Below are 11,907 nucleotides of genomic sequence, written 5' to 3' on the forward strand. Positions count from 1 at the left end.
ATCTGATATAACAGGAGCAGGATCAGAGTGAAAAAACGTATCTTCCTGGCTGGAATAGCCGGAGCCGGTCTCCTTGGAGGACTAGGTTTTCTTGCCTACGCCTGGCATCCTGCTATCGCTGACATCACCCCTCCCGCAGCTTCAAGCTTTTCAGCTGAACAGGTTGAACGCGGCCGCATTGTCGCCGCTGAAGGCTATTGTGCGGAATGTCATACCCGCACTGACCTGGGTGGCGGCCCCGAATTTGCCGGTGACTACCAGATGAAAACCCCTTTCGGGGCTATTTATACATCTAATATTACACCCGATCCGCAGACCGGTATTGGTAAATGGTCAGAAGAGGCTTTCCGCCGGGCTATGCACCGGGGTATCAGCCGTGATGGGGGCAACCTTATTCCTGCTTTCCCATACGACCATTTCACAAAAATGACTGATCAGGACATCTCTGATCTTTATGCTTACATGATGACACGCCCCGCCGTGCATCTGACACACCGGCCAAACGAGCTGCCTTTCCCGCTTAATATCCGTCTGCTGCAGGCCGGGTGGAAACTCCTGTTCTTCAAACAGGGTGTTTATCAGCCCGACCCGACACATGACGCATTATGGAACCGGGGTGCATATCTGGCCGAAGGCGTTGCTCACTGCGGGTCATGTCATACACCACGTAACTTAATGGGCGCAGAAAAAAGCGGCTCAACTTATGATGGCGCTGTAGTGGATGGCTGGATCGCACCGCCACTTAATGCAAACAACCCGACACCCACCACATGGAACGAAGATGAGCTGTATGCTTATCTGCGCAACGGTGTCGCGCCTTTGCATGGATCAGCCGGCGGGCCCATGTCACCTGTTCCTCACCGCTTCCTCTCCACAGTTCCGGAAGAGGATGTCCATGCCATAGCGCACTATTTCGCTTTTGTTGATAATGCTGCTGTACGCGCAAAACATGATAAAGATGCGCTTGCTCTGGCTATGAATCAGTCTTCTGTCGACCTGACCCATCCGGTCGTTGACCCGGATGCCAAGCTCTACCAGGGAGCATGTGCCGGCTGTCACTATAATTCAGCCCCGACACCAGCCTCAGGCAGGCCTGAACTCGCTTTAAATAACGCCCTCTGGCTTGACGAACCAACAAACCTTTATCAGGCCATCCTGCGTGGTTTCACCGCTGAAGAAGGCCAGGCAGGCGTTGTTATGCCAAGTTTTTACAATGCGCTCTCTGATAAAGATATGGCACGACTGGCCGCCTACCTGCGCCGCACGCGCACAACACTGCCACCATGGACAGATCTGGAAAAGAAAGCAGCTGCCGCACGTGCAACTGTTGAGACTATTCCGGTCAATTCTTCTCACTAAGGCAGTCACGGAGCGACACAATGATCAAATTCAAACTCAACGGCCAGTACGTTTCCGTCGATGTGCCTGAAGATACCCCTCTTCTGTGGGTGCTGCGTGATGAACTTAAACTGACCGGCACCAAATTCAGCTGTGGTATTGGCGAGTGCGGTGCCTGCACCGTGCATGTTGGCGGTCAGTCAACACGCTCCTGCATTACACCTGTCAGCTCCGTAATCGAAGCTGAAGTCGTCACGATTGAAGGGCTCGACCCACAGGGCCAGCACCCTGTGCAGGAAGCCTGGCGTGATATTCAGGTGCCTCAGTGCGGGTATTGCCAGTCTGGTCAGATCATGCAGGCTGCCTGCCTGTTAAAAACATATCCTGACCCAACCGATGAACAGATTGATGGCGTCATGGCTGGCAATCTGTGCCGTTGCATGACTTATCTTCGTATTCGTAAAGCAATCAAACAGGCTGCCGCTGCGGCACGTGAGGAGACACCATCTCATGGGTAAACTTGAACGTATTGCCATGCAGCAGGACCGCGCAGACGGACTCAAAGCAACGCGACGCAGCTTTTTACTGACATCTGCCGGTTCAGCTTTCTTATTTGGCTTTGCCCGTAAGGCCAGCGCCAGTCAGATCTATCCTATTGCAGATGGTGCGCCTGAAAGCGGTGCTTTTGAGCCGACTATCTGGTCTTCTGTCTCACCTGACGGCCAGATCAACATCAATATCATCCGCGCCGAAATGGGCCAGCACGTTGGCACAGCTCTTGCCCGCATCATGGCGGATGAAATGGAAGCGGACTGGAGCAAGGTACAGATCACCCAGGTTGATACAGACCCGAAATGGGGGCTGATGGTCACAGGTGGTTCGTGGTCTGTATGGATGACGTGGGATCTCTTCCGTCAGGTAGGGGCTGCTGCCCGAACCGTTCTGCTTGAAGAGGGTGCGAAGCTGCTTGGCGTATCCCCTGCTCAGTGTATCGCACGAAAAGGGCAGATTATCGCAGGTAACAAATCTATCTCCTACGGTGACATTGTTCAGAAGGCGCACCCGACACGCACCTTCACACCTGAAGAAATGGCCAAACTGCCTCTTAAGCCCGTATCAAAACAAAGCCTGATCGGCAAAGACGTTAAAGCGCTTGATATCCCGGCCAAAACCACGGGCCAGGCTATTTACGGTATTGATGCCACCCTTGAGGGGATGGTGTATGCACGCCCTAAACTGCCGCCCACCCGCTACGGCTCCAGAGTTCTGTCGGTTGATGAAAGCGGCGCGAAAAAAGTTAAAGGCTACGAACGCTACATCGTTATCGAAGACCCTTCAGACACTGTACCTGGCTGGGTTGTCGTTATTGCCTCATCATACCCGGCTGCTATTCGTGCAACGGATGCACTGAAAGTTACATGGGCTCCTGGCAAAACAGCCTCTGTTTCTGAACAGGACATTATTGATTACGGCCGTAAACAGATTGCCGACAAAAACGGCGGCGTTTATGTTTTTAATGACCCCGGCACAGATAAAGCTTTCTCTTCTGCCAGCAAGGTATTTGAGCAAACATACACCTGTGCTTCTGTCATGCATTACACCATGGAGCCCATGAATGCCCTGGCACGTCTGCACGACGGCAAATGGGAAGTTCATTGTGGCAACCAGTGGCAATCTCTTTTTCTGCCGGTCATTGCCAAAGCTCTGAGCGTGCCGGAAAAAGAAGTCGTTATGTGCAGCTACCTGCTGGGGGGCGGCTTTGGCCGGCGCCTGAATGGTGACTATGCCGTAGCCGCAGCTCTTATCTCTAAAGCCTTGAGTGGCAAAGCCGTTAAACTCATTCTGACCCGCTCAGATGACATGCAGTTTGACTCTTTTCGCTCACCTTCTGTGCAGACACTTCGTGCGGCCCTGAATGATCAGAAGGCCGTAACGAGCTGGCAGCATCATGCTTCTGCCGGCTGGCCGACAAAAGTTATGGCCCCCGCCTTTATGGAAAAAGGCGTTGATGGCAAACCCTATGATCAGTTTGCCATTGCCGGTGCCGATAACTGGTACGATGTTGGCCCCATGCAGGTACGTGCTCTGAGCAATGACCTGGCTGAAGCGACATTCCGCCCCGGCTGGCTACGCTCGGTCAGTGCAGGCTGGACATCCTGGGCTTATGAAGCCTTTATGGATGAACTGGCACATGATGCGGGGAAAGACCCTCTTGAGTTCCGCCTGGAGCACCTCAGGGCAACTGGCAGAAATGCCGGCAGCGCTCCGAACGCAGTTGGCGGTGCTGAGCGTCAGGCCAATGTTTTGCGCCGTCTGGCAGAAAAATGTGGCTACGGTAAAACAAACCTGCCGGCTGACACGGCCCTGGGCATTGCCACGACCTTTGGTCAGGAACGCAACATGCCGACATGGACAGCCGGTGCTGTACAGGTGCATGTGGACCGCAAAACAGGTGTCGTAACCTGCCAGAAAATCTGGCTGGTGCTTGATGCCGGTACAATTGTTGACCCTGATGGTGCGGCCGCACAAACAGAAGGTGGTGCTCTGTGGGGACTGAGCATGGCTTTGTTTGAATCAACCGAAATTGTTAATGGCAACCCTCAGGCACATAACCTCGACAATTATACCCCGATACGTATTGCCGATGCGCCTGAAATTGACATTGAGTTTATAAAAAGTACTGAAAAACCAACCGGCCTTGGGGAACCAGGTGTAACGGCTATTGGTGCAGCCATTGCCAACGCCGTCTTTAATGCGGTTGGTGTACGGCTGCGCCACCAGCCTATCCGCCCAGCTGATGTTCTTGCCGGCTTACAGGCTAAAACTGCAGGCTGAATATAAGACTGTCAAAAAAGGGCCACCTCCCTCGGGAAGTGGCCCTTTTTTATATTATCATACTATAACAGGGTACTCAGGCAGTCTGCGCCGCAGCTGAACGAATGGCACGTGCCATGGCCTCAACACCGTTACCCCGGTTTGTTGACAATGCCTGCACAAGCCCCAGGTCACGCAAAAATTTTGGATCTGTCTCCAGAATTTCTTCACGTGAACGGCCTGAATAAACCCTGAGCAACAGGGCCACCAGGCCTGAGACAATGGCAGCATCAGAAAGCCCGGCAAAATACAGCCTGCCAGCTTCTTCTTTCGCTTCAAGCCATACCTGACTCTGACAACCAGGAACACGGTGTGCATCATTACACCATTCCTGTGGAAAAGCAGGCAGCTTGCGCCCCATTTCTATGATGAACTGATAACGCTCCATCCAGTCATCAAACAGAGCCAGCTCATCGCCTATCGCTTCAACAGCCTCAGCTGCTGTAGCCTCGGCAGGCAAAAGAAAAGGAGCATCCATCATAAAATAAACCGGCTAAGGTCACCCTTTTTAGCAAGTGGGGCAACTTTCTCTGTCACCTGAGAGGCAGGTACACTGATCTTCTCACCACTGCGGTCAGGTGCCGAGAAAGAAATCTCCTCAAGCAGTTTCTCAAGCACAGTCGCCAGACGGCGTGCTCCGATATTCTCGACACGCTCGTTAATATCTGCGGCAAGATCTGCCAGAGCGTCAACAGCACCATCTTCAAAAGTCAGGCTGATGCCTTCGGTCTGCATCAGAGCTATATATTGCTTCAGCAAAGAATGCTCAGGCTCTGTCAGAATACGGCGCAGATCTTCACGTGACAGAGGCTGCAACTCAACACGAATAGGCAGACGGCCCTGAAGTTCCGGCAAAAGATCAGACGGTTTGGCCAGGTGGAACGCACCCGAGGCAATAAACAGAATATGATCTGTTTTAACCGGGCCATATTTGGTGGAAACTGTCGTCCCCTCAATCAGTGGCAGCAGGTCACGCTGAACCCCTTCCCGAGAGACATCACCACCTCGCGAACCACCTTCTGACGAGCGGGCACAGACTTTATCAATTTCATCAATAAAAACGATGCCATTGTTCTGTGCGTGACTGACGGCTTCCTGTGTAATCGCTTCATTATCAAGAAGTTTGTCAGCTTCTTCGCGCTCAAGATAAGTTCTGGCAACAGAAATTTTCAGGCGGCGCTGCTGGGGTGAACGGCTCATAAAGCCTTTCATCATTTCACCAAAATTGATGACATTACCTGGCATAACACCGGGCATTTCACCACCACCTGAAGGAGCGGCCTCAACAACAGAAATCTCGATTTCTTTGTCTTCAAGCTGACCATCACGCAGCATCGTGCGGAACTTGTTCTTTGTCTCTGCCGAAGCGCCCTGCCCGACCAGCGCCTCAACCAGACGATCTTCAGCAATCTGCTCTGCCTTAGCCTTCACTTCATGCCGCTTTAGTTCACGAACCATGACGATCGAGGCTTCAACCAGATCTCTGATGATGCTGTCTACATCACGCCCAACGTAGCCTACCTCAGTAAACTTGGTGGCTTCTATTTTAAGAAACGGCGCCTGAGCCAGTTTTGCAAGTCTGCGGGCGATCTCTGTCTTACCGCAACCGGTTGGGCCGATCATCAGAATGTTCTTAGGCACAACCTCTTCGCGCATACCTGCACTTAAACGAGAGCGTCTCCAGCGGTTACGCATAGCAATAGCAACTGCACGCTTTGCATCTGCCTGCCCTACGATAAAACGATCAAGCTCAGAAACAATCTCTCTGGGAGAAAATGTCGGAATTTCCATAACGCTGCCTCCCTTATTCTTTTACCGGACCGGCAGAAAGTGTTTCAACACGCACGGAGTGATTTGTATAAACACAGATATCGCCAGCTATTTTCATTGAGCGACGCACTATATCCTCTGCTGTCAGACCATCAACTGTCAGAAGTGCTCTGGCCGCAGACAGGGCATAATTTCCACCCGAGCCAATGGCGATGATACCGTCTTCAGGTTCAAGAACATCACCATTACCCGTCAGGGTATAAGAATGCTCATTGTCAGCCACCGCCATCATTGCTTCAAGCCGGCGCAGATAACGATCTGTACGCCAGTCCTTTGCAAGCTCAACACAGGCGCGTTCCAACTGACCGGGATAGCGCTCAAGCTTGGCTTCAAGGCGTTCGAGCAGCGTAAAGGCATCAGCTGTAGCGCCGGCAAAACCAGCGAGAATTGTGCCTCCCGGCCCTATGCGACGCACCTTGCGGGCGTTACCCTTAATGACAGTTGCACCCAGCGTTACCTGGCCATCACCAGCCATGGCAACATCCTGACCACGGCGAACGCACAGAATCGTTGTTCCATGCCAGCCAACCGGATCGTATGAGGAAGAATCTGATTTAAAATTATTCATAATCATAAAAAATAGGGATTCCCTGCCAGAGCACAAGGGGGAAACTACGAGGGAAGTATTGCCTTAACTTCAGCCAGCAGTTCACTCCGCCTGTAAGGCTTATGCAGCACACGGGCATCATCAGGCAGAAGGCCCGGATCGGTATAGCCGGTCACAAAAAGAACCGGCAGACCAGGCTTCATTGCCGTCATTTTCTGTGCGGCTTCATTCCCGTTCATGCCTGGCATCATAACGTCCATAACGACCAGAGCGATCTCTTTATGCTGAGTAGCCAGAGCAAGGCCATCTGCACCATTATCAGCCTCGAGCACGGTGTACCCGACATGCCGGAGAAAACCGGCTGTAACAGCTCTGACACTCTCCTCATCATCAACGACCAGTATGGTCTGGCCATTTTTCTCAGAGGGCGATACCGGAGGAACTGTTCTTTCCCTGTTGTCAGGCACAACAGGAGCAGGAGCCACTTCAAACTGCTTCAGGTCCTGCGTCATAACGGGCAGCCAGAGCTCTATCGAGGTCCCTCCGCCTGGCACACTATCGACACGAATTTCACCACTGCAGTAATTGATAAAACCATAAATAACAGACAGGCTCATGCCCTTACCGTGTCCGGTATCTTTTGTCGTAAAGAACGGATCAAAAATACGGGCCTGTGTTTCCTCGGTCATGCCCACGCCACGATCAACGACCTGAACCACAACCCATGCCTTCTCAGACGGTTGTGCTGACACACGCCCCAGCAAACGTGCTGACGTATAAACTGATACTGTAATACGCTCATCGCCTGGCTGTGCATCATGCGCATTCATACACAGATTAAAAACAGCAAGCTGAAGCTGTAAAATATCCGTCCAGACCGGAGGAAGTGGCTCAGAAGGCAAATTAAACTGTACAGACTTTAAGCGCTCAGCCGCCTGCAGACTCTCTGACCCCAGCATATTACGCAGGTCATACGGCAGCGCAGAACCTTCCACAAAATCCTGCATTTCACGCAGCACACTGACAATATCGACTTTACAGCATGAAAAATGCCGCGGACGGCTGAAATCAAGCAACTTTTGTGTCAGCACACCACCGCGTCGTGCAGCCTGTATGGCATTATCATATAATTTCGTAACCGCTGGCACTTTTGGAGGATCGAGCTCCTGCACCAGTTCGAGTGACCCCATAATTGCAGTTAGTAAGTTATTAAAATCGTGCGCAACACCACCTGCCAGCGTACCGATAGCCTGCATCTTCTGTGCCTGCTGCAGGCGCTGATCAAGGCTGAGAAGATCTGTGACATCTCTGTCAATAAAAACAGAATACTCATCAAGCTCGGGGCCGGCACCAGGAAAGGTTTCACGCGATTTCTGGCCAATTAAAATACGCGTCAGATCATGCCAGCGTGTTTTACCATCAGCATCATTCAGTCTGATAACCTGCTGATCGCGCCCACCAGCAGCAAGCACACTCTGCGCTTCCCTCAGACTGACAAGTCGCTCAGGGCTTACGATGTCCTCTTCCCGCTGCCCAAGAACATCTGTCAGAGAACAACCCAGCTGACTTGCCATCTGTTCATTCATACGAACAAACCGGTCCTGCTCATCTTTAAAAGCCAGGCCGAAAGGCAGGTTATCAAGCAAAATACGCAGTAACGCCTGCTCGCGCCTGAGCGCTTTCTCCAGCCGGTAACGCTCTACGGCCTGTGCGACCATGGACAATAATGTCTCAGGATCCCATGGTTTATATACAAAAAATGAAATCTGCCCCTTATTCAGAGCAGATTCGACTGCCTGTATATCGGCATAGCCTGTCAGCAAAATTGCCCCGGCTGAAGACAGCCGACGCGCCTGTGTAAGAAACCCGTCTCCCGTCATACCAGGCATACGCTGATCAGAAATAATAACCGCAATATCAGACCGCTGCGAAAGAATACCCAGCCCCTCCTCGCCTGAAGCGGCCGTGAGCACATTATATTTCTCTTCAAACAGATCTGTCAGAGCGACGAGAATTTCAGACTCATCATCAACGATAAGAATAGCTGCCGGGGTAGTCTCCACCGTTTCAGGTCTCATCATAACAGCCCTTCTCCTCAGCGCTCCGATAAGGCACCCGTACAACAAAACAGGCCCCTTTACCCTGCTCTCCGCCAGTCACAGAAATACTCCCGCCATGAGCTTTAATAACCCCATAAGCAGTTGCCAGCCCGAGACCTGTTCCCGATCCTACAGGTTTTGTGGTAAAAAAGGGTTCAAATATTCGTTCTCTCAGATTTTCAGGAACACCCGGCCCTGTATCAGTAATACGAATAACATAATCCTCCCCCTCCCGACCTTCGGTTGCCTCTTCGAGGGAGGAAAAAATATTTATCTCATCATAATTTTCTATATTATTGATTTCTTTATTATTTATTCTTTTCTCAGCAATAGCATCCGCAGAATTACTTAAAATATTCATAATAACCTGATTCACTAATGCAGCCTGACACACAAGTTCTGCCGGTGCATTCAGATGGCAAAATACTTTTATTTCCTGCCCGAATTTTGGAGCCAGAAGTGTCAGGACTATCTTCAGACTTTCAGGTACATCTACACGTGCAAACTCACCCTCTTCCAGACGTGAAAAACGACGCAGACTGGCAACAAGATCGCGCATTCTCGATAAACCAACCAGAGAAGCAGAGAGGCGCTCTTTACTCTTTGTTAATGCAAGCTCTGCCCCGTCAAAATCTGAGGTTTTTACGGCCTGAAGTGCTGTGGCTATGCCTTTCTGTACTGTACTCTCATGGGCCAGTACAAAGGCCAGGGGGTTATTAAACTCATGTGCGATACCTGCAGCCAGCTCTCCCAGAGACGCCATTTTAGCTGACTGCACAAGCTTGGCCTGTGCCTCAATCAGTTTACGGTTGGCTGCTGCAAGATCTGCATTTACGCGACGTAAAGCATCTGCCAGAGCCATACGCGCCCGCGCACTTTCGACATGAGCTTCCTCACGCCTCATCTCATCCTGCAAAATTTTGCGCCGTACCAGGCTGCCTATACGCGCCATAAGCAGATCTGTTTCGATATCAGCGCCGACAAGATCATCAACCCCGGCAGAAAAAGCCGCGACTACGTTCTCTATCGTCATCCTGTCGGGCGTTACCATGCCCAGCACTCTGGTACACTGTCCGTTAATTTCACGGGCAAAAAGCAAATTACGCGCCATTTCAAGGCCATCAAACTGAGGACTGTCCATATCAATAATCACACAGTCAGGATGCTGCTGGCTTACACTGGTCCCGATATCATCAAAACGAGCCGGGTCATCTATAAGGCTCAACAAATAACCATGGCTGGTCAGACTCTCAAAAATTAACGGGCTGGTGCTATCCTGGCTTTCTGCCTTCCCGCCACGCCATGACCAGGCAACACTACCCGGCGTTGTGATAACTGTAACGGCAGGTGGTCTGAACCTGACACCTTCACTGGCTGGCATATCATCTTCATAACGACGCAAAAGCGTACAGATACGAAACACCAGCAATAACGGATCGGTATTCTGGCAAAAACAGACATCTGCACCGTTATTAAGCAGGTCACGCTCAAACTGAGTGTCTTCTCCGCTGGTAAGCACGATAACCGGCACACTTCTTGTCCCGGCTGTCAGGCGCAGTCTCTGGCAAAACTCCACAACGTTCATATCATCAAGCTGCTCAGAAACCAGCAGCAGGTCGGGCATATCCGAACCAAATCTGGCAAACGCAGACCGTCCATCCTCAAACAGGTGAAGATTCATACCGCTTTTAATCAACGCATCCTGAAACGGTTTTTTTCGTGTTTGCCCACTACTGACAAACCATAATGTACCGGAACGGGAATTCATGACCTGCTTAACCTTAAAGGTGGTTTTTTAAGGCAGATTAACCGCCAGAGCTCAATCCATCATAGATGCGCATATCGCCCGTTTTGGCGAATAAAATAAATGTGCTCACAGAAAACCTGTACAGTCAGGCCTGCCGCTGCAAAGCATCAGGAAAATGCAACAGTGTTCTTCATGCGGATTGTTTCGTATACTAACAGGAATTTCTGCTCAACTACCTGAACAGCATACCAGATCCAACTGACATGCCCATGCTGCCTTAAGGAAAGCCCAGACCATGAATTCGCGCTCTGACGATAAACTTTCTCACGCCTCAGCACCTTCCTCTTTCGCTCAAAAGTTTTTCTCTGCAACTTTTGCCATACACGTCTTACGAACAGGCATATGGGCTGTATGTTATTTTATTTTTTACTTTGTGCAGCAGATTGCAGAACTTCTGGCCCCTTTCCTGTTTATTGCCGGCCTGGTATGGAAAATTATCCCCATAGCTGTCAGCTCTCTCAACCATGCAACAGCGTCGCTGGATCAGCAGGCTAAAGATATAATCAGCTCTGCAACATCAGCCATACCTTCACATATCGACATTGCAGGACATGTGCTCACTCCGGATGGCCTCATTCGTGATGGTATTATGCTTATGCTCCTTGCTGCAGCGGGTGCAACACTGGCAACACTGGCAGGAAAATACATGTAAAAATCAACAGGATATCTGAGCTACAAACATAAAAAAACCTGCTGAAAAGCAGGTTTTTCAAAGCGACCTTAATAAGGCTGATATATTCTTCCTGCCGGTGGCCAGAAGTAAACAATATCATCCCACCAGAACCAGAGCGCGCATAACACACAAAACGCAAGGAAAAGGCTGGCGCTCCAGGCGACACGCCAGAAACCACCATTCAGAGACAATGCACGTAAATGTGCAACAAAATCTGACCGTTTTTCTTTGGACGGAAAAATTTTTCCGGAAAACACCCCGCGCAAAAACGCGATAAGCAGCGATACAATACCCTGTATTTTCTGCCCTATACCAGAAACCTCAGGCAGAGTGCCCGCCTGAGCAGACATTGCTGACGCACCATAAGCCTTCTCAGCCGGAGAAACCGGTTGTTTCAGCTCACCCGTAAACTGATACTCATACTGCTGCAGATGAGGTTCTGAAGCATCAGAAGACCACGACGTATCCGCCGGAGCATACGCGCCACCGTCCTCCTCTTTTGTCACATCAGGCGATGCAGAAGAGGTATCCTGATACGGCTCCCGCTCTGCCGGAGATGGCGCCGCTTCTCTTATCCTTATCTCGGCATGGACAGAATGGGGTGTGCTCTCTGTCTCCGTCTCAACAGAAGCAGCCACCTCAGGAGCCGGGGCTGCCGCAACAGGAGCAGCCACCACCTCAGGAGCCGGGGCTGCCGCAACAGGAGCAGCTACCTCAGGAGCCGGGGCTGCCGCAACAG

At 51.1% G+C, this 11,907-nt stretch carries 10 protein-coding genes; 4 read left to right on the plus strand and 6 right to left on the minus strand.

The window, feature by feature from the left end; translation table 11 throughout:
* The first annotated feature begins 27 nt into the window (after positions 1-27).
* From HK25_RS09665 to HK25_RS09675, 3 genes are read left to right on the plus strand one after another with little or no spacing between them, the layout of a single operon-like run.
* On the plus strand, positions 28-1,359 hold the full coding sequence (locus tag HK25_RS09665; protein WP_086555441.1) for a cytochrome c: 1,332 nt from the start codon (positions 28-30) through the stop codon (positions 1,357-1,359).
* A gap of 20 nt (positions 1,360-1,379) precedes the next feature.
* On the plus strand, positions 1,380-1,856 hold the full coding sequence (locus tag HK25_RS09670; RefSeq protein WP_086555442.1) for a (2Fe-2S)-binding protein: 477 nt from the start codon (positions 1,380-1,382) through the stop codon (positions 1,854-1,856).
* Positions 1,849-4,173 (plus strand): xanthine dehydrogenase family protein molybdopterin-binding subunit, encoded by a 2,325-nt coding sequence (locus tag HK25_RS09675; RefSeq protein WP_086555443.1) that lies wholly within the window; start codon positions 1,849-1,851, stop codon positions 4,171-4,173. The genes HK25_RS09670 and HK25_RS09675 overlap by 8 nt, the downstream gene beginning before the upstream one ends.
* A 76-nt stretch (positions 4,174-4,249) precedes the next feature.
* Here HK25_RS09675 and HK25_RS09680 read toward each other — a convergent pair whose 3' ends face one another.
* From HK25_RS09680 to HK25_RS09700, 5 genes are read right to left on the minus strand one after another with little or no spacing between them, the layout of a single operon-like run.
* Entirely contained in the window at positions 4,250-4,690 is a 441-nt protein-coding gene (locus HK25_RS09680) for a SufE family protein (protein ID WP_086555444.1), read from the minus strand.
* A complete protein-coding gene (gene hslU, locus HK25_RS09685) occupies positions 4,690-6,003 on the minus strand; it encodes an ATP-dependent protease ATPase subunit HslU (RefSeq protein WP_086636066.1) in 1,314 nt (437 codons plus the stop codon). Before hslU ends, HK25_RS09680 begins: the two co-directional genes overlap by 1 nt.
* A gap of 13 nt (positions 6,004-6,016) precedes the next feature.
* Entirely contained in the window at positions 6,017-6,610 is a 594-nt protein-coding gene (hslV, locus tag HK25_RS09690; RefSeq protein WP_086555448.1) for an ATP-dependent protease subunit HslV, read from the minus strand.
* Positions 6,611-6,654: 44 nt separating this feature from the next.
* Complete coding sequence (locus tag HK25_RS09695) at positions 6,655-8,670, minus strand: response regulator (RefSeq protein ID WP_233127786.1); 2,016 nt, start codon at positions 8,668-8,670, stop codon at positions 6,655-6,657.
* A complete protein-coding gene (locus HK25_RS09700; RefSeq protein ID WP_086555446.1) occupies positions 8,657-10,456 on the minus strand; it encodes an ATP-binding protein in 1,800 nt (599 codons plus the stop codon). Before HK25_RS09700 ends, HK25_RS09695 begins: the two co-directional genes overlap by 14 nt.
* Before the next feature lie 274 nt (positions 10,457-10,730).
* Here HK25_RS09700 and HK25_RS09705 point away from each other — a divergent pair, with 274 nt between their 5' ends.
* Positions 10,731-11,147 carry a hypothetical protein gene (locus HK25_RS09705; RefSeq protein ID WP_086636067.1) on the plus strand — a complete coding sequence of 139 codons (417 nt, stop codon included), beginning with the start codon at positions 10,731-10,733 and terminating at the stop codon, positions 11,145-11,147.
* Positions 11,148-11,215: 68 nt separating this feature from the next.
* Here HK25_RS09705 and HK25_RS09710 read toward each other — a convergent pair.
* A partial coding sequence (locus HK25_RS09710; RefSeq protein ID WP_198945971.1) for a hypothetical protein occupies positions 11,216-11,907 on the minus strand: 692 nt, incomplete at its 5' end.

It is taken from the genome of Acetobacter sp. DsW_059, assembly GCF_002153695.1.
GTDB lineage: Bacteria > Pseudomonadota > Alphaproteobacteria > Acetobacterales > Acetobacteraceae > Acetobacter > Acetobacter thailandicus.